This is a genomic window from Bacillus crepusculi (genome assembly GCF_014764715.1).
Classification (GTDB): Bacteria; Bacillota; Bacilli; order Bacillales; family Bacillaceae; genus Bacillus.
In genome coordinates this window covers 58344-81204 of the sequence record NZ_JACXXE010000001.1, presented here as the reverse complement: position 1 = coordinate 81204, position 22861 = coordinate 58344, and the positions used below count along the sequence as shown (strand labels likewise).

Below are 22861 nucleotides of genomic sequence, written 5' to 3'. Positions count from 1 at the left end.
TCCCTGCCTTTCTGCTCTACTTGACTAAAGATACAATCTTTTCTGCCCCGTCAGCCATAGACTCAGCAGAAGTGATATTTAAGCCTGAATCACTCAGGATTTTCTTCCCTAATTCAACGTTTGTTCCTTCAAGACGTACAACGAGTGGTAATGTTAAGCCAACTTGTTTCGTTGCTTCAACAACACCTTCTGCGATGACATCACATTTCATGATGCCGCCAAAAATGTTCACGAAAATCCCCTTGACATTTTGATCAGATAAGATGATTTTAAATGCTTCCGTTACTTTTTCAGCAGTTGCACCGCCGCCAACATCAAGGAAGTTTGCAGGGTCCCCCCCGTAATGCTTGATGATATCCATTGTAGACATCGCAAGACCTGCTCCATTGACCATACAGCCAATATTTCCATCTAGGGAAATGTAGCTGAGATCATATTTAGATGCTTCAATTTCCTTTGGATCTTCTTCATCAAGGTCACGGTATTCTAATATATCTTTTTGTCTATATAAGGCATTGCTATCAAAGTTTAATTTTGCATCAAGTGCCATGACTTTTCCATCGCCTGTTACAACAAGTGGATTAATCTCAGCAATTGAACAATCTTTTTCAATAAATGCGCTGTAAAGGCTAGTCATAAACTTAACAGCTTGGCCAACTAATTTTGTTGGAATATTAATTTTAAACGCTACTTCTCTCGCCTGATAGGCTTGAAGACCAATCGCTGGGTCGATGACCACTTTGACGATTTTTTCCGGCGTTTTTTCTGCTACTTCTTCAATTTCAGTACCGCCTTCTTCAGAAGCCATCAATACAATTCTTGATGTCGCTCTGTCCAAAACAAGTCCAACATAGTACTCCTTTTGAATATCGCAGCCTTCTTCGATAAGTAAGCGTTTAATTTCGCGCCCCTCAGGCCCTGTTTGATGGGTGACAAGTGTCTTGCCGAGCAATTCCTCTGCAAACCCTTTCACTTCATCTTTTGTTTTTGCTATTTTTACCCCACCTGCTTTACCACGGCCGCCTGCATGAATCTGTGCTTTTACGACATAGACAGAGCTTCCTAGCTCTTCTGATGCTTTCACTGCTTCATCAGGTGTAAATGCTACTTTACCATTTGGAACTGAAACCCCATATTTTCTTAGGATTTCTTTTCCTTGGTACTCATGGATATTCATTTCCCATCCTCCCAACATATGTAGAAACAAAAATTATAAAATAGACTGCGCTTTCATTTTAAAGAATAAAAAAGAGAATGTCTAGGGTTCTATGTAAAATCGTAAAATCCTTCTAAACATTCAAACTTTTATTTTATTAAAAATATAAATTTTTCAGCCAAATCACTTATTTTACCTTATTTTTTCATTTTTTGATCTAACCTATAGATAAACGAAAATATTTCTGCTACAGTATCGTATAACGCTTCAGGTATTTCCTCATCAAGCGTTAAGTGTCGCATGAGTTCGACTAAATTAGGGTCTTCTTGGATCGGGACTCCCGATTTCTTTGCTTCTTCAATAATATGATCTGCCACATAGCCGCTTCCTGTTGCGATGACTTTTGGCGCCTTTTGTTTTTCTTCATCGTAATGTAAAGCGACCGCTCTTCTAAGCGGTTTTGAATCCTTCATACTCGTAAGTCCAGCCCTTTCTCGCTGATTTTATGAAAGTGTTCATCTAGAAAATGAGACGGATCGATTTGCTCTTGCCTCTTCTTTGCTGTAATACCCGTTAAACTGTAGCCTAAGGCATTTAAGTTCTCTCGAACAGCTGGAATCATCGGATTAATGGTTCCTTGCAGTTCATGGGCTGTCTCAACTGTAATGGCCATGACCTTTTGCTGTATTGTACAATCTATCAAGGTTTCTTCAAGATTTTCCATGTTTAAGTAAAACATGAGGCGGCACTGAGAAACATCAATAGAACCATCTTTTTTCTTATGGCCTTTTAAAATAAACGTTATATCTTGAACACTATGTTTTGAAAAAAGAGGATAGGAGACCATCATCTGACTAACGGTTTGGTTTTCCTGCTGGACAAATAACTGTCCATTCAATCTATGAAACAATTGATCCACTTCTTTTTTAACGTGCTCCGGTAAATCCGCCTGCCTCACATCATTTAAGACGAGCTTTAATTGATGAAGCTCCTGACTTTTTACATCCTGACTTCCTTTTTCCAGTAGTTTCAGCATACCGATTTCATCACGTACACCTATCGCCTTTTTCATCGTCATGAGTAAATCAAGCACATCGGTTTTATTGCTTAATGTTGGTTCAGTCTGCTGAATGACCTGAGCCAATGCTTTTGCTTCTGTTTTTGAAAGGAACGGAAATTCTTTTTGAAGCACGGTTGCCTTTGCGTCAGGCTGTGATCCTGCTTGCTGGAGCCCTTGCAGCAATGATGTGAGCTGTTTTAAGTTGGGCTCTTGCTGCCCGTCTGCACCTTGCTTTGTCAAGCTTGTTAGTATGCGCTCTATTTGCTGAAGCGGAATCTGTACCTGCTTTGGATTTATCAGCTGCGCGTTAGGCTGATTGATTGAAGCTGTCTGACGCCCTTGAACGATTGAGGCTTGGCTATTCTCTGTTTGCTGAGACGGATTGAGGTGAGTTGGCACTGACTTACTCTCTCCCTGCTTCGCCTCGCCTTGTTTCGCTGCTAGAAGCACCGATAAGAGCTTTTCTGCGTGGACGGTCGTCTCAGCATCCACGACTGACCGAATGGCTTGTGTAAGGGCCTGTGTCGCATCTGAGTGCTTCGGCAGCTGCGTTAATCGATCTAGCAGCGCTGTTATATCCTGATGAAGAGCAGAGGGTGATTTCACGGCTAAGATCGATTGGAGAACTCCTTGCTGGATCGGTAAATCTTTCTTCAAAGCAAACAGAAGCGCTTGCAGCCCTTTTTTGACATCCGCTCCTTGTAACTGTTCGATCCATTTCACTGCCGTTTTTAGCTCAGCTTCGTTGATGACCGGTTTTTCTTTTAAAAAGGCTGTAGCCGTTAATATATTTTCAATCCCATTTTTAAGTGACAGACCTTCTAATAATTTAGCTGCTGCATCCTTTAACGTCTTGGGATCTTGATCAAATTGCTGAACGGGCCTCAGCTTATTGAGGCTGCCTCCAGCCTCTTGTTCAAATTGGAACCAATAAAATGCATCCGCTTTTAATTGAGCTGCTAGCTGCGCTTTTATTTTGGTTGTGCCTATTTGAACAAGTGCCGCATCATTTCCAAGCATCTTCAGTACTTTTCCGAGAATCAGCCGGTGCACATTTTCCTTTCCATCGGTGCTTAACGGAACAGTTTCTGCCGCACTTAACCGGCTATTCAGTGCTGTATGTATATCTTCAACTCTTGTCATCACAGGCAGCCTCCTTGTGGCAAAAATTTATGAAATAACGGATTTCACTGGTGCAAACGATAATCGATGGATGGGGGTGGCCCCATGTTTTTGAATGGCAGCTAGATGTTCTTTCGTTCCGTACCCTTTATGTTTTTCAAACAGGTACTCAGGGTATTGACGCCCATACTCCTCCATCATCTGATCCCTTGTCACTTTCGCGATACATGCACCCGCTGCGATGGATGCACTTTTTGCATCTCCTTTGATGATATTCTCCTGGTGAGTAGGGAGCGGAAGTGTCATTGCATCTATGAGTAGATAATCAGGTGTATGAGTTAGCTGCTCAACAGCTCTCACCATCGCCAGTCTTGATGCTTCATAAATATTGATTTTATCAATCATCGCCGCATCAACAATGCCGATTCCGATATCAAGTGCTTCCTCTTGAATCAATTCATAATAGGCTAATCTTTTCTTTTCAGATAGTTGCTTTGAATCATTTAAACCGAGCAGGACTGTTTCTTCTTTTAATATGACAGCTGCCGCGACAACCGGGCCTGCGAGAGGGCCTCTGCCTGCTTCATCTATCCCTGCAATACATGTGTACCCTTGCGCTTTCGCTTTGTTTTCAAATTGCAGCATTTGATTCCATGCTGCACGGAGTTCTTGCTGCTTTTCTCTCTCTTTATGCCACTTTTCTATAAGCTTTTGGACACTTTTTCTTGTATCATCTTTTACAAGCTCACGAATGTATGGCTCATCGTGCGAATGCTCTTCTATCAGTTCTTTTATTTGTTTCACCGTGTACATCGTATCGCAGCCTCCTTCTTTATATCGGCAGTTTTTCACAAAAAATAAAGACCCGCATGAGCTGCGTGTCTTTTAGCTTTCAGGCTTCTCAAAAGTGAGGGGACCAAATTTTTCAGTTCGAATATCTCGAATAATGATTTCGGTGGTTTTGTCGTAATTAATGAATCCTCCGCTCATGAGACAGCCACGCTTTGTGCCAATTGCATCAAACAGCTCAGCCATATCTTCAGGTATCTCCGCCAGGTCATAGCGTTTTTTTAACCGCTCTGGGTAGTTCTCTTCTAGAAAACGAAGTGCATACACGGCAACATCCTGTAAGTTGATGATAGAATCTTTGATCGCTCCAGTCACAGCTAGCCTGAGTCCTACTTGTTCATCTTCAAATTTCGGCCAGAGGATTCCAGGGGTATCGAGCAGTTCAAGTTCTTTTCCTACCTTCACCCATTGCTGTGAGGTGGTAATACCAGGGCGATCTCCTGTTTTGGCGATGTTCTTTTTTGCTAAACGATTGATCAAGGTCGATTTCCCGACATTGGGTATCCCGATAATGAGCGCCCGGATTGCACGCGGCTTGACACCTTTTGCTTTCATGCGATCGAATTTTTCTTTTAAGATTTCTTTTGAAGTTGTGATGATCTGATTTAATCCTTGTCCATCAACAGAGTTAATGGCAAGTGAGCGAACGCCTTGCTCTTCAAAATGCGCCTGCCACTCCTTTGTCATACGAGGATCTGCTTTATCTGCTTTATTTAAGAGCATGATTTTCGGTTTGTTTTGAAGGATTTCTTCGATCATCGGGTTTCTAGAAGACATCGGGATTCTTGCATCCGTTAATTCAAAGACAATGTCAATGAGCTTTAATTTTTCTGTGACTTCACGTCTTGCTTTTGCCATATGGCCTGGAAACCATTGAATCGTCATATGTACACCTTCTTTCTTCTATCGGTTGTCTCTATACATTGTACAAAAAAAGAGCCTGTTACAGGTAACAAGCTCTTTCCTTTGATATCATTATCGTCTGATTTCTTTGATACGAGCCGCTTTACCGCGAAGTTCACGTAGATAGTAAAGTTTCGCACGACGGACCTTACCGTAACGTACAACTTCGATCTTAGCGATTTTTGGTGTGTGTACAGGGAATGTACGCTCAACGCCTACACCGTAAGAAATCTTACGAACTGTGAAAGTTTCGCTGATTCCACCACCACGACGCTTAATTACAACACCTTCAAAGATCTGGATACGCTCACGAGTACCCTCGACAACTTTAACGTGTACACGTAAAGTGTCACCAGGACGGAACGTAGGAAGATCAGTGCGTAATTGTTCTTTTGTGATTTCTTCAATCAATTGTTGCATCGTTTTCAACTCCTTCCAACAGATGCTCATGTCCTCTTTCTTCATTGCAGCGGAACATCGTTTTCAAACTTGAATCGGCAAGCCGTCCAAGTCACAAGTAGTATCATACCATACCTCTATGACGTGTGCAATACAATCTAGTCATTATGAAGCTGCCAAAGCCATCTTTTTTCTTCATCTGTTAACGTTTTGCATGAATCGATCAAATCTGGCCGTCTTGTATAGGTCCGCTTCAAGGATTCTTTACGCCGCCACTCTTCAATTTTGGCATGATTTCCAGAGAGGAGCACATCCGGCACTTTTAATCCTTTATAATCAGCTGGTCTTGTATAGTGCGGATGCTCAAGTAGACCTGTACTAAATGAATCTTCGATGTGAGACGCTTCTTTTCCAAGCACATGAGGCAAAAGCCTGACCACACTGTCTGCAATCATCATCGCCGGCAGCTCTCCGCCTGTGAGAACGAAATCTCCGATTGAGATTTCATCTGTGACAAGATGCTCCCTGATGCGCTCATCGTAGCCTTCATAGTGGCCGCAAATGAACATAAGATGCTCTTCTTTTGCAAGCTCTTCTGCCTTCTTTTGTGTGTATCTTTCCCCTTGAGGGCAGACAAGAATGATTCGGGGCTTCTTGCTTGCTTTATTCGTCAAATCTTCTACTGCATCGAATACAGGCTGTGCTTTCAGTACCATACCAGCACCGCCGCCATATGGATAGTCATCTACTGTTTTATGCTTATGATCCGAATACTCTCTAAAATTGACGACATTGAATGAGACAGCTTCTTTCTCCTGTGCTTTTTTTAAAATCGATGAGTGAAGCACTCCTTCGAACATTTCAGGAAACAGCGTTAAAAAATCAATTTTCATTCGTCAATGAGTCCTTCCATCACTTCAATGTGTACGGTTTTGGATGAGATATCGATCTTTTTGACGACAGATGGAATATAAGGAATAAGGACATCCTTTTTTCCTTTTCTTTCAACGACCCAGACGTCATTTGCCCCTGGCGTTAAAATCTCTTTGATTTGGCCGATGAGTTTGTCCTCTTCATCGTACACTTCACAGCCAATGATTTGATGGAAATAAAACTCTCCTTCATCTAATGAAACGAGATGTTCTTTTTCTACTTTTAAGATGGCTTCTTTTAATGGCTCTGCTTCATTTAAAGAGCCTATTTCTTCAAATGTGAGCAAATCAAATTGTTTGTGCTGCCGGTGTGATGCGACAGTGACTTTCAGCGGCTCCTTTTGACCTTGCTTAAAAATATAGAGGGCACTTCCTTTTTTGTAGCGCTCTTCTGGAAAATCCGTCTTTGACACAACGCGCACTTCTCCGCGCACTCCATGTGTATTAACGATCTTTCCAACATTCAACCAATCTAGCTCCATGTTCTCAATCACCCCTGACGTATTTCCACAATGGTGCCGTCTTTGACGACGATGACATTATCTTGCATTTTGTCATCCCATTTATCACCTATTTTCACTTCAACCAGTGCATCCACTTCTGTTTCTTTCATCTCACTTCCAAGCGGCAAGATATGTAACTGCTCTACTTGAAAATCAATTTGTCTGATTTTCTCTTGCCTTTTATCAATGGCTTTTTGAAATTGAGGGATGGCTTCTTGCTGATGTGGTTCTTTTTCATGCTTCTTTAGTTGAAAATATAGCTGATTGCATTCACGTTCTAGTCTTTCTTTTTTCTCCAAAAAAGTCGTTAACAGTTTGTCCTTACTGCTTTCAGTTAATACTTGCATCACGGTGACATGTTGAATGATCTGCATCTTCCTTTTTGTCCCCCTATCCGAAGGCATTTGTCCTCTACAGTATAACGAAAAATAGATTTAAACGTGTAAAAAAAGGGGAGGTTCTAAGCCCTCTCCCTTTTTAGTCAGCAATCTCAAGTTGAACTTTCTTAGAAGACTCTGCACCTGCTGCAAAAATGACTGTTCGTATCGCTTTTGCTGTACGTCCCTGCTTTCCGATCACTTTTCCGGTATCTTCGGCATTGACAGACAGTGTGTAAATCACCTGCTCATCTTTTTCTAATGAAGATATGTGAATATCTTCAGGGAAATCAACAAGTGGCTCGACGATGGACACAATCAATTCTTCCAAGGACAGCTCATTCATTATTTGCTGTTTTTCGCATGATGAAATTTTTCAAGAATTCCTTGGCTTGAGAAAAGGTTGCGAACTGTATCAGATGGTTTCGCACCATTTTGAAGCCATTTAAGCGCTAATTCTTCGTTGATTTTCACCTCTGCTGGTGATACCACTGGGTTGTAAGTTCCAACTGTTTCAATGAAACGACCGTCACGTGGTGAACGAGAATCTGCTACAACAATACGATAGAAAGGAGATCTTTTTGATCCCATACGTTTTAAACGAATTTTTACTGCCATTTTACTAGCACCTCCGAAAATATTTCAACAAGATAGTATATTAACAATGATAAAAGGGTTTGTAAAGTGTTTTTTCTTAACAACGGTTTTATCATGTATAACCAATTACATAAATGGTAATTTAAAGCCTTTTTTCTTTCCTTTGGACATGTTGGTCATTTGCTTCATCATCTTTTTCATTTCGTCAAATTGCTTTAAAAGGCGATTGACTTCCTGTACAGATGTTCCGCTTCCTTTTGCAATCCGTTTTCTTCGGCTTGCATTGATGACCTCTGGCTGTTCTTTTTCCTCGGTCGTCATTGATTTAATAATCGCTTCGATGTGATTGAGCTGCTTTTCGTCTACTTGGACGTTTTTGAGCCCTTTCATTTTACCGGCTCCCGGCATCATTTGAATCAGTTCATCAAGTGGACCCATATTACGAACTTGGCCAAGCTGCTCGAGGAAATCATCGAGCGTGAAGCTCATTGTCCGCATTTTTTGTTCAAGCTCTTTCGCCTTATCTTGGTCGACGTTTGCCTGTGCTTTTTCAATGAGTGTAAGCACATCTCCCATGCCAAGAATTCTTGATGCCATTCGCTCCGGGTGGAATGGTTCAATCGCATCAAGCTTTTCTCCTAGTGCAGCGAATTTAATCGGCGTATTTGTGACAGCACGAATCGAAAGTGCTGCTCCGCCTCGAGTATCACCGTCTAGTTTTGTTAAAACGACACCTGTTAAGCCAAGCTGTTCATTAAAGCTTTTTGCGACATTGACAGCATCTTGACCTGTCATAGAGTCAACAACAAGGAAAATTTCTTCTGGATTTGCCACTTCTTTTACTTTTTGAAGTTCATCCATCAATTCTTCATCGATATGAAGACGCCCTGCTGTATCTAAAATGACATAATCGTGGTGTTCTTCTTTCGCTTTTTCAATTGCCTGTTTGGCAATTTCAACAGGACTTACTTGATCGCCTAATGAAAACACTGGCATATCAAGCTGTTTCCCAAGTGTTTGAAGCTGCTGGATCGCTGCCGGTCTGTAAATATCCGCAGCTACCATCATCGGCTTGCGATTATGTTTTTTGCGAAGTAAATTGGCAAGTTTACCAGTTGTGGTCGTTTTACCTGCCCCTTGAAGACCGACCATCATAATGACTGTCGGAGATTTTTTCGCCACAGCGATTTTACTCTCTTCCCCACCCATTAATTCAGTGAGTTCTTCTTTTACAACTTTAATGACCTGTTGTCCAGGGGTAAGGCTTTTCATGACCTCTTGTCCAACTGCCCGCTCGCTTACTTTTTTCACAAAGTCTTTGACTACTTTAAAATTGACGTCAGCTTCAAGAAGGGCAAGGCGTACCTCACGCATCATTTCTTTTACATCTTGCTCTGACACTTTTCCTTTGCCGCGGATTTTTGAAATCGTCTGCTGCAGTCGGTCGGCTAATCCTTCAAATGCCATACTGTGCCGCCTCCTAATCTAATTTCTCAAGCGATTCAATTAAAGCTTCTGCTTCTTCCTTTTGCGGGGAATCTGCTACAAGCTCTCTCATTTTATTGAGAAGTTCTTTACGCTCTTTAAATTTCTTAAACAAGAGCAGCTTTTCTTCATATTGTTCAAGCATCGCTTCAGTCCGTTTAATATTATCATAAACAGCCTGTCTTGATACTTCATATTCATCCGCAATTTCACCGAGGGAAAAATCATCTAGGTAGTAAAGCGACATGTAGCTCTTTTGCTTTGCGGTCAACAACGATTGATAGAAGTCAAACAAGTAGTTCATTCTCGTTGTTTTTTCAAGCGTCATGGGCTCTCTCCCCTTTGTTAAGTTCATTCCCTTTACATCAACTAAGTTTACACGGTTCTCTCGTGTGTGTCAAGTTTTTATCTTGTCACTTCATGAGCAGCGGATAAACAAAAATGCCAGCAACTTAGCCGGCATTTTTGTTAGTCTTCTTGATCTATCACGTCTGAAAATAAACCGTACACATATGATTCTGCATCGAATTCTTGTAGATCGTCTACCTTTTCACCTAAACCGACAAGCTTCACGGGGATATTCAGCTCATTTCGAATCGCAAGCACAATGCCGCCTTTTGCAGTACCGTCCAGCTTTGTTAAAGCGATCCCTGTCACATTTGTCGCTTTAGAAAATTCCTTCGCTTGCGCCATGGCGTTTTGACCCGTTGTTGCATCAAGGGCGAGCAGTACTTCGTGCGGTGCATCTGGAACCTCGCGCTCAATGACTCTTTTAACCTTCTCCAGCTCTTTCATCAAGTTGACTTTGTTTTGAAGTCTTCCTGCTGTATCGCAAATAAGGACATCCGCATTTTTCGCTTTTGCTGACTGAACGGCATCATAAATCACCGCCGCTGGATCAGAGCCCGCCGTCTGTTTGACGACAGGGACACCTGAACGTTCTCCCCATACTTCAAGCTGCTCAATGGCACCGGCACGGAACGTATCTCCTGCTGCTAATATGACGGATTTCCCTTCATTTTTCAGCTTATGTGCAAGTTTCCCAATAGTTGTTGTTTTCCCAACACCGTTGACGCCCACAAATAAAATGATATTTAAGCGCCCGTCTTCAATGTTCAGCGCAGAGATTTGTTCCTCTCCGCTATTGTAGATGTCAACAAGCTTTTCAGAGATGACCACCTGCACTTCACTCGGATCTTGAATGTTTCTTAATTTCACTTCTTTTTTCAGCTCGTCAATCAGTTCCATCACCGTTGTGAAACCGACATCAGCGCCGATTAGCACTTCTTCTAGTTCTTCAAAAAAGTCTTCGTCGACCTTACGATAGCGAGAAATCAATTCATTTACTTTTCCTTGGAAGGAGTTTCTCGTTTTTTCAAGTCCATCTTTAAACTTTTCTGATACTGAATCGGTTTGCTGCGTAAATTTTTCTTTTAATTTCTTAAAAAAGCTCATTGGTTCATAGACCTCCTTTAATTACTGGACAAGCTCTTTCGTTTCTTCTAGTTTGACGGATACAAGCTTGGAAACGCCTGACTCCTGCATGGTGACGCCGTACAGCACATCTGCCTCTTCCATTGTTCCCTTGCGGTGCGTAATGACAATGAACTGCGTTTCTTGGCTGTATTTCTTTAAATATTGCGCAAAACGGAACACATTGGCCTCATCAAGCGCTGCTTCTACTTCATCTAATACGCAAAATGGAACTGGTCTGACTTTTAAGATGGAGAATAGTAAAGCGATCGCTGTTAATGCTCTCTCTCCGCCTGAAAGCAGGCTTAAGTTTTGCAGTTTTTTGCCTGGCGGCTGCGCAACAATATCAACGCCTGAGTTAAGTAAATCATTTGGATCTGTCAGCTTAAGATCTGCTCTACCGCCGCCAAATAATGCTTGGAAAACAGATTCAAAATGCCCGCGAATTTGTGAGAATGTCTCAGAAAAGCGCTTCGTCATTTCTTGATCCATTTCCTCGATGACTTGGAATAATGTATTTTTCGCTTCTGTCAGATCATTTCGCTGTTCTGTTAAGAAGAGATAACGTTCATTCACGCGTTCATATTCATCAATACTGCCTAAGTTCACTGTTCCAAGCTCCTCAATGGCTAGTTTGATCAGTTTCACTCGTTTTCTTGCTTCATCCGGCGTTAACGTCAGTTGGTACATTTCTTTTGCTCCTTCAAATGAAAGGGCATATTCTTCGTTCAAATAGGCGATCAGATTATCGAGCTCAACCTCCATGCGGCCAAGCTTGATCTCTTCATCTTTTAAGCTTGTGGTGAGCTGTTTGTAAAGACGTTTTTGCTCTTTGAGTTCACGTTCAGCAAATTCTAGTGCTTCAGAAAGTGACAGGCGCTGTTTACGGCGCTCTGAAATGAGAGCTGTCGTTTTGTTTTTATTTTCAAGCTTCTCTTTTGCAGCTTCTTCCAGCTGTTCTGCTCCGCTTGAGCTTGATGACATTTCACTTGTTAAGAGTGATAAATCTTCTTTTGTTTCAAACAGCGTCTGTTCCGCCTCTTCCAATTCAGTCATCAAGATCGAAAGCTTCTCTTGTTCATTCGCTAAGGACTGTTCTTTTTTGGCAAGCGAGATTTTCAGCTCTGTTAATGCCGCAGAAATGGTTTCTTTCGTTGAGCTTTGGGTCTGCTTCCGTTTTGTTAATGTGTTGATCTCTTCATCAAGAGACGTGAGTTTCTCACCTATAGAGGCTTCAAGGGTGACCTGCTCTTTGTCCTTACGCGCAAGTTCGGTAGAACGCTGCTGCAATTCTTCCTTTTCTTGATCATAGATCTCTAGATGAGCATTAATATTTTTTTCTGCTACTTGCAGTTCGTATAGTTTCCCTTTGAGCTCTTGCTGCTTTTCTCGAAGCATCTCGCCCCGCTGACGCAGCTCATTTAATTGGGTTTCACTTACTGCTATCGATTGCTTCGTTTCTTTTGTTTCTTTTTCAAGAATCGTTGTTTTTTCTTCCATTTCAACGAGCTGCTTCGTCAATGTGTCGATCTCTCGATTCCTTGAAAGAAGGGAGCTGTTCTTTTTCTTCACGCCGCCCCCGGTCATTGAACCGCCTGGGTTGACCACATCTCCATCAAGGGTCACGATGCGATAGCGATGTCCGAGCATTTTCGCCAGTTCATTGGCGCCTTTTAAGTCTCTGACAATCAGGACGGTTCCAAGTAAGTTCTGAATGACCTTTTGGTACTTTTCGTCAAAAGAAACAAGGGTACTCGCTACACCGATAAATGCTGCATGCTGCTCAGCTGTTTGAACGTCTCTGAACTGAATGGTTCTTTCTTTGATCACGTTCATTGGCAGGAAGGTCGCACGTCCAAAGGAATGCTGCTTTAAGTATCCGATAGCCTGTCTTGCCGCTGCTTCATTTTCCGTGACCACGTGCTGCGTTGCTGCGCCTAGCGCAATTTCAATCGCTGTCTCATGCTGCTGATCGGTTTGGATCAGCTCTGCAATGGCACCGTGAATACCGCCTAACCGGTCCTTTGCTTTTAAGACTTCTTTTACTCCTTGAAAAAAGCCTGAGAAGTCTTCCTGCATGGATTCAAGCATCTCTTTTTTTGATTTCGCTTGCTGAACATATTGATAAGCTTGATAAAGAGCCGTTTCTTTTTTTTCGTATTGACGTTTCATTTGCTCAAGCTTTTGCTCCGCCTCTCTAAAGCGTTTCACCTGAGCCAAAATGTCTTCTTCTAGTTCTGCAAGCTGCTGCTCTGCTTCTGTTTTTTGCTCTTTGACAGACACACGTTCTTCGATATGTTTCTGGTTATTTTGTGTGAGACGTTCTAGCTGCATGGCCGCTTGGCGCTGCTGCTCTTCTAGTAATTTTCGTTCGTTACGGATGGAGGCCTGTTCATTCAGCAGATCAAAATAATCGCTTTTTAGCTGTTCAATTTGTCCTTCTACGTCTTCACTGTGAAGGGACAGCTCATGCTGCGTTGTTTTCACTTGATCTTTTAGCTGCTGCACTTCTTTTTGCAGGCTGTCCCGCGTGATTTTCTGCTGCTGAATCTTTTCGGTTAACAGCGCCTGCTTTTCAGTTAAGCGAACGAGGGTTTCTTCTAGCTGCCCTTGGTTGGCGGCCGCATTTTTTTTCCGTTCTTTTAGAACCTCTTTTTTTCCTTCAAGCTTTTCTAATTCCTCACTTGTGAAAAGAAGAACTTCTTGCAGATCATGAATGGATTCGTCCAGTGCCTGAATTTGGTCTCTCGACTCTTCAATTTTGGCTTCTTTTGCTTGAATGTCTGTGGACTGCTTCATTTCATCTTGTTTGAAGCGCTCGACAGCTTCACCAAGTGTTGTCCATTTTTCGTGAAGTGCTTCGATATCATGAACGGTTAGAGCGATTTCTACATTTTCAAGCTCTTCTTTTTTTTGCAAATAGTCCTTTGCAATGGAGGCTTGCATTCTTAATGGTTCTACTTGATCTTCTAGTTCATGCAGTATATCTTCTACTCGGTTTAAGTTGTCCTGCGTTTCAAACAGTTTATTCTCGGCTTTTTTCTTTCTTGTTTTATATTTCAAAACACCAGCCGCTTCTTCAAAAATACTTCTTCTCTCTTCCGCCTTACTTGATAGAATCTCCTCTACCTTTCCTTGACTGATGATCGAAAAAGCTTCCTTCCCAAGACCTGAATCCATGAAGAGATCAATAATATCCTTTAAGCGAACAGATTGATTGTTTATGAGAAATTCACTTTCTCCTGAACGATACACCCTTCTTGTCACACTGACTTCGTGAAAATCGATCGGTAAAAAATGATCTTCGTTATCTAACGTTAAAGTCACCTCTGCCAGGTTGACTCTTTTTCTTGAGTCACTTCCTGCAAAAATGATGTCTTCCATTTTTCCTCCGCGGAGGCTTTTCGCTGATTGTTCTCCAAGTACCCAGCGGATGGCATCGGTAATATTACTTTTGCCGCTTCCGTTAGGTCCAACAACAGCTGTGACCCCTTTGACAAAGTCCACGGTCACTCGCTGCGCAAAAGATTTGAATCCTATCACGTCTAAACGTTTGAGGAACATGAGAGTGATCCTCCTTATGTATTTAAAGTACTATCATCTTACCATATGAAGTGAAAAAAGATGATGGAAAACAGAGTGAAATCCCCCTGAAATGACGAGGGGGATTTTATTGGTTCATATGATGCTTCTGCAATTTAGCAAGTGCTTCCTGTGCAGCGTGCTGTTCTGCTTCTTTTTTACTGCGGCCATTTCCAATCCCGAGCACTTCTCCTCGAAGTGATACATTCGCTTCAAATTCCCGGTTATGTGCAGGCCCTTTTTCATGAAGAATTCGGTATTCAAGCACACCTTTTCCATCACGCTGAACAAATTCTTGAAGCTGGCTTTTAAAATCCATGACATGTGAGAAAGCTCCGTCGTTAATTTTCGGATACACATATCCTTCTAAAAATCGTTCAACAGGTTCAAGTCCTTGATCTAAATAAAGCGCTCCGATAAAGGCCTCAAATACATCTGCTAAAAGAGCAGGGCGCTTTCTGCCGCCAGTCATTTCTTCGCCTTTTCCTAAAAGAACGAGTTCTCCAAAGGACAGCTCATGTGCCAGTGACACAAGTGACGGTTCACACACGATCGCCGCTCTGAGTTTTGTTAAATCTCCCTCGCTCATGGCTGGATATTTCGCAAATAAGAATTGAGAGATGGTCAATTCTAAGACAGCATCTCCTAAAAATTCAAGTCTTTCATTATCCTCGTAAGGTTTTTTCCGGTGCTCATTCACATAAGAGGAATGTGTAAAGGCTTGATATAGCAGTTTTTCATTTTTAAACTGTACTGAAATACGCTGCTGGAATTCTCTAAATTGCTCTAGTTTTTTGCTCTGTTTCTGTTTGTCTTTATAGTGTTTTGGCATAGCAACCTCCAGGTAGGCTTAATCGCCTTTAAGGATACTGATTATATGGAGTCTCTCTTTCTACATGCAAGGAAACATTGCTCCTTTGCATCTGAAAAAGGCTGACAATTGATCAGCTGAATGTGTTGAAACTAACATAAATTTTCAAAGTCCCGTCATGAAAATAGACGGGACTTTGTTACGCTTATTGCTGGTTATTTATGTAGTTCACAGCGTCACCGACTGTTGCAATTTTTTCAGCATCTTCGTCAGAAATTTCCATATCGAACTCATCTTCAAGTTCCATAACTAGCTCAACTACATCAAGGGAATCAGCGCCTAAATCTTCTTTAAATGAAGCTTCCATTTTCACGTCAGCCTCATCAACGCCAAGGCGGTCTACAATAATTTTTGTTACACGCTCTAATACGTCTGCCATTGCCTTTCACCTCCCCTCAAAGTATTATAGTTGATTCGTTTTTAAAAAACTAGAGAAAACCTAACGAAATTTTGATATTTCTTAGGCCATGACCATTCCGCCATCCACTTGGATGGTTTGGCCAGTAATATACCCTGCTCCTTCAGAAGCTAAAAAGACCACAACGTTGCTAATATCTTCAGGCGCACCAAAGCGAGCAAGCGGGATTTGCTTTAGCATTTCTGTCTGCACATTGTCATCAAGCTTGTCCGTCATATCGGTAGAAATAAAGCCTGGTGCTACTGCATTGACTGTAATATGGCGGCTTGCCAGCTCTTTTGCTGTTGTTTTCGTCAAGCCGATGACGCCAGCTTTAGCTGCCACGTAGTTCGCTTGTCCAGGGTTTCCGCATACGCCAACCACTGATGCCACGTTGATGATTCTTCCGCTTCGCTGCTTCATCATTTGGCGTGTCACGGCTTTTGTACAGTTAAAGACCCCTTTTAAGTTTATGTTAATGACATCATCCCATTCATTTTCTTTCATTCTCATGAGCAGGTTGTCCTTTGTAATCCCAGCGTTATTCACAAGAATGTCGATTGAACCAAATGTATCAATGGCTTGTTTCATTAAGGCTTGTACGTCTTCCGCATTTGAAACATCCGCTTTGACAGCAAAGGCCTGCTGGCCAAGCGCTTTGATTTCATCTACAACTTCATTTGCTTTTGCTTCGTTTCCTGAATAATTCACGACTACATTTGCCCCATTCTTCGCTAAATCGATCGCGATCGAACGGCCAATCCCGCGTGATGCCCCTGTTACAACGGCTGTTTTATTTGTAAGCATCAAGAATCCCCCTTCAATGTTTGAATTGCTGCTTCAATGGTTTCTTGATCTGAAACGGAAATCGTCGTCAGGCGGCGATTGACCTTTTTCACAAGACCTGAAAGCACTTTACCAGGACCAATTTCAATAAACGTTGTCACACCTAAATCAATGAGACGTTCCACACTTTCTTCAAAACGAACAGGAGAATACAATTGTTCAATGAGCTTTGTCTCAATCTCATCACGAGATGTCACGATATCTGCTGTTACATTTGAAATGACAGGTGTTTTGGCATCCGCAATGTCTAGTTTTGACAAAACATCTGTGAATTTTTCAGCTGCTGGTTTCATTAAAGCTGAATGGAAAGGACCGCTCACTTCAAGTGCAATTGCACGTTTTGCGCCTTTTTCTTTCGCTTTCTCTGATGCAAGCTCTACACCTTTTGCTGTACCAGAGATGACGATTTGTCCAGGGCAGTTTAAGTTAGCAAGTTCGACAAGATGACCGCTTTCTGTCACTTCTTTTGTCACTTCTACAAGCGCCGCTTGGTCTAAGCCGAGAATCGCTGCCATAGCGCCTTCTCCTGCTGGAACAGCTTCATTCATTAGTTCGCCGCGTTTTCTGACGGCGTATACAGCGTCTTTAAACGAAAGAGCGCCTGCTGCAACAAGGGCCGTATATTCACCAAGACTGTGTCCTGCTGCATAATCTGCCTTGATTCCACTTTCTTCAAATCTCTTTAAGATGGCGATACTTGTTGTTAAAAGAGCTGGCTGCGCATTATAAGTCAGTGTCAGTTCTCCTGCATCCCCTTCAAAAATCATAGAGGATAAGTTAAAACCGAGGGTCTCGTCTGCTTCTTCAAACACCGCTTTACATACTGCTTCTTGCTCAAATAAATCTTTTCCCATGCCAATTTTTTGAGAGCCTTGGCCAGGGAATAAAAATGCAATTTTACTCATGCTGCTCTACCTCCATTAAGACTCATTCGTGTTTTCTTTTTGAACTTCTTGATGAATGATGGCTGAAACGTCTTTTTTAACGATATCACGCGCCTGACGAATTGCGTGGAAAATGGCATTTTCATCAGAGGAGCCGTGTGCTTTAATAACAGGAGCCTTTAAACCAAATAAAGCGGCACCGCCATATTCGGAGTAATCCATTTTAGATTTCATTTGCATCAATTTCGGCTTCATCATGCCGGCTGCAATTTTTGCTGTAAAGCTGGATGTTAATGTTTCTTTCAGCATTTTAAAAACGGAAAGGGCTGTTCCTTCAATCGTTTTAAGTGCAATATTTCCTGTAAAACCATCTGTGACAACGACATCAGCAACTCCCTCTAATAAATCACGAGACTCTACATTTCCTACAAAATTTAAGTCTGATGCTTTTAATAATTCAAAGGTTTTTTTCGTTAAATCGTTGCCTTTTTTATCTTCTGTTCCTACATTTAACAGTCCAACGCGCGGATTGCTCTTTGGAAAAACATGCTCTGCGTAGATTGATCCCATCATGGCATATTGCACAAGATGTTCTGGCTTGGCATCAACGTTTGCACCAACGTCTAGTAATAAAAATCCGCTACCATCCAGTGTTGGCAAAGTTGGAGCAAGTGCTGGTCTGTCAATACCGTCGATTCTACCTACGATGAACAGTCCTGCTGTCATGAGGGCTCCTGTATTCCCCGCTGAGATGCAGGCATCTGCTCGGCCTTCGGATACTTCTTGCGCCATTTTCACCATGGATGAATCCTTTTTACGTCTGACTGCACGCACTGGTTCATCTGTCGGTTCAATGACTTCTTTTGCATCTAAAATCGTGATGCGCTCGTTATTTGTTATGTATGGTTTGATTTTGCTTTCATCGCCGACAAGTGTTATTTCGATATCTGAAAATGCTGCTAAGCTTTTTTGCACACCGTCTATAATGGCTTTAGGGGCATGATCTCCCCCCATTGCATCGACTGCAATTCTCATGTTATGTGCCACCTTTTACTTTTGTTTTGAACGATACATGACGAAGTCGCCTGAAAAGACAACTTCCTCCCCCACATAGCTGTTTACTTCAACTACAGTTCTGCCTTTTTCTTTATCATGCGAGGCTACTTTGGCTTTTGAAACAACTCTTTCGCCTTGTTTGACCTGCCTTGTAAACCTGATATTCGCCTTTGCTGTCAAAGCCAGTTCGTCGTCGATGACGGCAACTGCTAGCGAATTTGCCTGGGCGAAAAGATGATGTCCCCTGGCAATTTGGTTACGGCTAAATACATGCTCTTTTCTCACTTCAAAAATGGAAATGGCTTGATCATCAAGCTCTACATCAATCATTTCTCCAATCACTTCATCCAGCGGAAGTGACTTCACTTCATCCTCTAATGTCTTTTCGGCCACATGCTTAATTCTTTCGCGTAATTCAGGGATTGACAGCTCCAAACGATCAAGTCGTACCGTTTGAATACTTACACTGAATTTACTTGCCAATTCTTCATCAGTAATGAACGGAGTCGAGCTGATCGTTTGCTGGAGAAGTCTTTGACGTTCTTTTTTATTTAGTTTCATATGCAGACACCATCCGTACATTTATGACTAGGTACTAATAGTAGTATATAATCTCATAGATCATAAATCAATCCTTGTTTCAAAAAGACAAGAAAATTCCTCCAGCTCTCGATCAGCTTAATTTATCTCCGCCCAGCACACCGCTGTCTACAAGCGTTTGCCGAAGTTCTTTGTATTCAGGATCAGTCCAAAAGGCGTCCGATTGCACAAGGTCTGCCGCATCTTTTCTTGCGGTTTCGAGTGCTCTATAGTCATGGACCATATCCGCCACCTTAAATTCAGGCATCCCGCTTTGTTTCCTGCCAAAGAAATCGCCAGGCCCTCTTAGTTCTAAATCCTTTTCAGACAGCTCAAAGCCATCTGTCGTTTCGGACATAATCCGCATTCGCTCTTTACCCGTCTCTGATTTCGGATCTGCCATTAAAATACAAAATGATTGATGCTCTCCGCGGCCGACCCGCCCTCTTAGCTGATGAAGCTGAGACAGCCCGAAGCGGTCTGCATCATAAATGACCATGATGGTGGCATTCGGTACGTTCACTCCTACTTCAACAACTGTGGTTGAAACGAGAATCTGGACTTCATTTGCTGTAAAGTCTCTCATCACCTGATCTTTTTCATCACTTGCAAGTTTTCCGTGCATTAAGCCAATCGACCACTTGCCGCGATACGCCTCCGTCAGCATGCTATGAACATCAATCGCATTTTGAACATCCAGTTTGTCTGATTCTTCAATGAGCGGACAAATAATATACGCTTGCCTGCCTTTTCTCAGCTCTTTATCCACAAAAGCAAGAATCCTCTCAAGCATGTCATGCTTGACCCAATACGTTTCGATTTGCTTTCGGCCAGCTGGCAGTTCATCAATGACGGATACGTCCATTTCTCCAAAGACAGTGATCGCAAGTGTTCGCGGAATAGGTGTGGCGGTCATAAACAAGACATCTGGGTCCTGCCCTTTACTTCTCAGCTTTTTCCGCTGCTCTACGCCAAATCGGTGCTGCTCATCTGTGATGACAAGGCCAAGCTGCTGAAATTCGACTTCATCTTGAATGAGCGCATGCGTGCCGACTAATATATCAATCTCGCCCTCTTTTAAACGTTCCAGCAATTCTCTGCGGCGCTTCCCTTTCACTGAGCTCGTCAAAAGGGCGATATTCAGGCCCCATTTTTCAAACAGCTGATGCAGTGAATCTGCATGCTGTTCTGCCAAAATCTCTGTTGGGACCATCAATGCACCTTGAAAGCCGGATAAATGAGCGGCATAAAGCGCAATAGCTGCAACGGCTGTCTTCCCTGATCCCACATCTCCTTGGAGCAGCCGGTTCATCCGGTACGGGGACGCCATATCGGACATGATTTCATCAAGTACTCTTGCTTGTGCCTTCGTCAGCGGAAATGGCAGGCTGTGAACAAACTCAAAGACAGCCTCTTTTGAGAAAGGATGCTGGATACCTGATGTTTTTTCTCGCTCTTTCTTTCTAATCGCCTGCATCTTCAGCTGAAAGATGAGAAATTCCTCGTAGACAAAACGGCGTCTTGCTTGTTTGAGCGAGTCTCTTGTTTCTGGGAGATGAATGGTCTTTAGCGCTTCTTGATAAGGCATGAGCTTATAGGCAGTGACAAGCTGCTTTGGTAGCGGGTCTTCGGCTTTGTCTACATAAAGTGAAAGGGCTTGTTTCACAAAGCGCCTCATCATCTTCACCGTTACATTTTCTTTGACCGAATAAACGGGTTCTATACTGCCATCTTGCTCGTGTGTCCCTTTTTTAAATTCCTGGACCATCATAGATTGACGGTTTTTATCCCATTTTCCTGTGACGGATACTGTATCACCTAAAACAAGACTTCGCTTTAAATATGGGCGATTGAAGCAAATCGCTGTAATAAGAAAACGCCCGACAAGCAGCCTGAATGTCAGCCTGCTTCGTTTCTTTCCATAATAGGTGAGAACGGGCTCACTGTGCACTTTGCCTTCTACTGTGATACGTTCGTCATGCTTCACTTCTTCTAAGTTGCGAAGCTCATAGTCATCATATCGATAAGGAAAGTAGCCGAGTAAATCGGCTACTGTGTAGATGCCAAGTTCATTTAATGTTTTTTCTGTTTCTTCTCCAATCCCCTTTAAGGCAGAGACATTATCTTGCAGTTTCTGTATCACGAGATGAGGTCACACCTCCGAAAATCTTCTTTTCAAGCTCTCTTGCTGTCGGTGTTGCAGCGAGTCCGCCTTGTGCAGTCTCACGAAGAGCTGTTGGCATTGTTTGACCAATTTTATACATGGCATCAATGACTTCATCACACGGAATGCGGCTTGTAATGCCGGCAAGTGCCATATCGGCTGCGATCATTGCATTTGATGCACCCATTGCGTTTCGTTTCACGCACGGTACCTCGACAAGTCCTGCTACTGGATCGCAAACAAGTCCAAGCATATTTTTCAGTGTAATGGCCATCGCCTCAGCAGATTGCTGGGGCGAACCGCCTGCCATTTCGACAATGGCTGCCGCTGCCATGCCTGATGCAGAGCCTACCTCTGCCTGACATCCGCCTGCTGCACCAGAGATACTGGCATTATTGGCCACAACAAAACCAAATGCGCCAGATGTGAACAGGAATCTGACCATTTGTTCCTTTGTTGGCTGTAATGTTTCTTTTACTGCAAATAACGTTCCAGGTACAACACCTGCTGAGCCTGCTGTAGGCGTTGCACAGATGGTTCCCATTGCGGCATTCACTTCATTTGTTGCAACTGCCTTACTGACAGCATCTAAAATCGTATGACCAGAAAGCGTTTTGCCTGATGCGATATAGGCTTGAAGTTTCACCGCATCTCCGCCTGTTAAACCAGATAATGATTTCACACCTTTCAGTCCGTTTTCAACGGCCTGTTCCATCACTTCTAGGTTGCGGTACATCTGCGAGAAAATGTCTTCGCGTGACTTCCCTGTCACTTCCATTTCTTGAGTAATCATAATTTCTGAAATGGAGGTATTCCGTTCTTCTGTTAGCTGCACGAGTTCTTTGACGTTTTTAAACATCATACATAACCTCCTTGTTGTTACTCTGCAATTTGTGTAACTTGAATAATGTTTGGTAGCGTCTCAAGCTCTGCTAAAACTGCTGGGTCGATATTCTGATCCACTTCAATCGTCATCAGTGCCTCTTGCCCAACCTCTTTACGCGCCACTTCCATATGACCAATATTGATGGCAAATTTCGCTAACACATTGGCAACCGCCGCAATTGTCCCATAGCGATCGTTATGAACCACAAGAATGGCAGGATGATTCCCTGAAAGTCTGAGCTCAAAGCCATTTAATTCTGTGATTTCAATTTTACCTCCGCCGATGGAAATGCCGATTAATTCGAGGCTTCCGTTCGCATCTGAAATCTCTACTTTTGCTGTATTCGGATGCGCTGGTACTGCATCTTCTTCTTTAAATTCAATGTCGATCCCCTTGCTTTTTGCAATATCAATCGCTGTTTTGATTCGTTCATCAAATGTATCAAAGTCAAGAACACCGCCGATAATGGCGACATCTGTACCGTGCCCTTTATACGTATCTTTAAAAGAACCATAAAATGAAACGACAATTCGTTTCGGTTCTCTTCCGAATAAGCTGCGAGCCACTCTTCCTATACGAGCCGCACCCGCTGTGTGCGAACTTGATGGACCAATCATGACAGGTCCAATAATATCAAACACACTTCTAAATTTCATAGGTCTTCCCCTCTCATAACCACTCACGTATTGGTTTGTTTCTTCCTTTAGACTAATGGATTCATTCGTTTCCCGCAACTCATT

24 protein-coding genes are annotated in these 22861 nt (G+C 42.6%); all 24 read right to left on the bottom strand.

Annotated features, from left to right (window positions below; all coding sequences use genetic code 11):
• Positions 1–16: 16 nt before the first annotated feature.
• Positions 17–1177 carry an ADP-forming succinate--CoA ligase subunit beta gene (gene sucC / locus IEE86_RS00420; protein ID WP_191095444.1) on the bottom strand — a complete coding sequence of 387 codons (1161 nt, stop codon included), beginning with the start codon at positions 1175–1177 and terminating at the stop codon, positions 17–19.
• Between the two features lie 176 nt (positions 1178–1353).
• A complete protein-coding gene (locus IEE86_RS00415; protein ID WP_099725876.1) occupies positions 1354–1629 on the bottom strand; it encodes a FlhB-like flagellar biosynthesis protein in 276 nt (91 codons plus the stop codon).
• Positions 1626–3359, bottom strand: a complete 1734-nt coding sequence (locus tag IEE86_RS00410; protein ID WP_191095443.1) for a glycosyltransferase — start codon at positions 3357–3359, stop codon at positions 1626–1628. Before IEE86_RS00410 ends, IEE86_RS00415 begins: the two co-directional genes overlap by 4 nt.
• Before the next feature lie 27 nt (positions 3360–3386).
• Positions 3387–4151 carry a ribonuclease HII gene (locus IEE86_RS00405; RefSeq protein WP_191095442.1) on the bottom strand — a complete coding sequence of 255 codons (765 nt, stop codon included), beginning with the start codon at positions 4149–4151 and terminating at the stop codon, positions 3387–3389.
• Positions 4152–4223: 72 nt separating this feature from the next.
• Entirely contained in the window at positions 4224–5072 is an 849-nt protein-coding gene (ylqF, locus tag IEE86_RS00400) for a ribosome biogenesis GTPase YlqF (protein WP_191095441.1), read from the bottom strand.
• Between the two features lie 90 nt (positions 5073–5162).
• Positions 5163–5510, bottom strand: a complete 348-nt coding sequence (gene rplS, locus IEE86_RS00395; protein WP_191095440.1) for a 50S ribosomal protein L19 — start codon at positions 5508–5510, stop codon at positions 5163–5165.
• A 137-nt stretch (positions 5511–5647) separates the two neighbouring features.
• The gene (gene trmD, locus IEE86_RS00390) at positions 5648–6382 is read right to left on the bottom strand and encodes a tRNA (guanosine(37)-N1)-methyltransferase TrmD (protein WP_191095439.1); all 735 of its coding nucleotides are present in this window, start codon (positions 6380–6382) and stop codon (positions 5648–5650) included.
• Positions 6379–6903 (bottom strand): ribosome maturation factor RimM, encoded by a 525-nt coding sequence (gene rimM / locus IEE86_RS00385; RefSeq protein ID WP_191095438.1) that lies wholly within the window; start codon positions 6901–6903, stop codon positions 6379–6381. Before rimM ends, trmD begins: the two co-directional genes overlap by 4 nt.
• An 8-nt stretch (positions 6904–6911) precedes the next feature.
• The gene (locus tag IEE86_RS00380) at positions 6912–7298 is read right to left on the bottom strand and encodes a YlqD family protein (protein WP_024424191.1); all 387 of its coding nucleotides are present in this window, start codon (positions 7296–7298) and stop codon (positions 6912–6914) included.
• 103 nt (positions 7299–7401) lie between these two features.
• On the bottom strand, positions 7402–7647 hold the full coding sequence (locus IEE86_RS00375) for a KH domain-containing protein (protein WP_191095437.1): 246 nt from the start codon (positions 7645–7647) through the stop codon (positions 7402–7404).
• Complete coding sequence (gene rpsP / locus IEE86_RS00370; RefSeq protein ID WP_191095436.1) at positions 7647–7919, bottom strand: 30S ribosomal protein S16; 273 nt, start codon at positions 7917–7919, stop codon at positions 7647–7649. The genes IEE86_RS00375 and rpsP overlap by 1 nt, the downstream gene beginning before the upstream one ends.
• Positions 7920–8024: 105 nt before the next feature.
• Positions 8025–9365 (bottom strand): signal recognition particle protein, encoded by a 1341-nt coding sequence (ffh, locus tag IEE86_RS00365; protein WP_041117374.1) that lies wholly within the window; start codon positions 9363–9365, stop codon positions 8025–8027.
• A gap of 13 nt (positions 9366–9378) precedes the next feature.
• Positions 9379–9711: a putative DNA-binding protein gene (locus tag IEE86_RS00360; RefSeq protein ID WP_191095435.1), complete on the bottom strand. Its 333-nt coding sequence runs from the start codon at positions 9709–9711 to the stop codon at positions 9379–9381.
• A gap of 140 nt (positions 9712–9851) precedes the next feature.
• Positions 9852–10838, bottom strand: coding sequence for a signal recognition particle-docking protein FtsY (ftsY, locus tag IEE86_RS00355; protein WP_191095434.1), 987 nt, complete (start codon positions 10836–10838; stop codon positions 9852–9854).
• A gap of 21 nt (positions 10839–10859) precedes the next feature.
• A complete protein-coding gene (gene smc, locus IEE86_RS00350) occupies positions 10860–14420 on the bottom strand; it encodes a chromosome segregation protein SMC (RefSeq protein WP_191095433.1) in 3561 nt (1186 codons plus the stop codon).
• Positions 14421–14526: 106 nt separating this feature from the next.
• Entirely contained in the window at positions 14527–15270 is a 744-nt protein-coding gene (rnc, locus tag IEE86_RS00345; RefSeq protein WP_191095432.1) for a ribonuclease III, read from the bottom strand.
• A 184-nt stretch (positions 15271–15454) separates the two neighbouring features.
• On the bottom strand, positions 15455–15688 hold the full coding sequence (acpP, locus tag IEE86_RS00340; RefSeq protein WP_034317822.1) for an acyl carrier protein: 234 nt from the start codon (positions 15686–15688) through the stop codon (positions 15455–15457).
• 81 nt (positions 15689–15769) lie between these two features.
• Positions 15770–16513, bottom strand: a complete 744-nt coding sequence (gene fabG / locus IEE86_RS00335; RefSeq protein ID WP_191095431.1) for a 3-oxoacyl-[acyl-carrier-protein] reductase — start codon at positions 16511–16513, stop codon at positions 15770–15772.
• Positions 16513–17457: an ACP S-malonyltransferase gene (gene fabD, locus IEE86_RS00330; RefSeq protein WP_191095430.1), complete on the bottom strand. Its 945-nt coding sequence runs from the start codon at positions 17455–17457 to the stop codon at positions 16513–16515. The genes fabG and fabD overlap by 1 nt, the downstream gene beginning before the upstream one ends.
• Positions 17458–17472: 15 nt before the next feature.
• Entirely contained in the window at positions 17473–18471 is a 999-nt protein-coding gene (gene plsX, locus IEE86_RS00325) for a phosphate acyltransferase PlsX (RefSeq protein ID WP_191095429.1), read from the bottom strand.
• Positions 18472–18486: 15 nt separating this feature from the next.
• Positions 18487–19053 carry a transcription factor FapR gene (gene fapR, locus IEE86_RS00320; RefSeq protein ID WP_191095428.1) on the bottom strand — a complete coding sequence of 189 codons (567 nt, stop codon included), beginning with the start codon at positions 19051–19053 and terminating at the stop codon, positions 18487–18489.
• 112 nt (positions 19054–19165) lie between these two features.
• Positions 19166–21214, bottom strand: a complete 2049-nt coding sequence (recG, locus tag IEE86_RS00315) for an ATP-dependent DNA helicase RecG (RefSeq protein ID WP_191095427.1) — start codon at positions 21212–21214, stop codon at positions 19166–19168.
• On the bottom strand, positions 21192–22094 hold the full coding sequence (gene sdaAA, locus IEE86_RS00310) for an L-serine ammonia-lyase, iron-sulfur-dependent, subunit alpha (protein ID WP_191096025.1): 903 nt from the start codon (positions 22092–22094) through the stop codon (positions 21192–21194). The genes recG and sdaAA overlap by 23 nt, the downstream gene beginning before the upstream one ends.
• A gap of 20 nt (positions 22095–22114) precedes the next feature.
• Entirely contained in the window at positions 22115–22777 is a 663-nt protein-coding gene (sdaAB, locus tag IEE86_RS00305) for an L-serine ammonia-lyase, iron-sulfur-dependent subunit beta (RefSeq protein ID WP_191095426.1), read from the bottom strand.
• Positions 22778–22861: the final 84 nt, after the last annotated feature.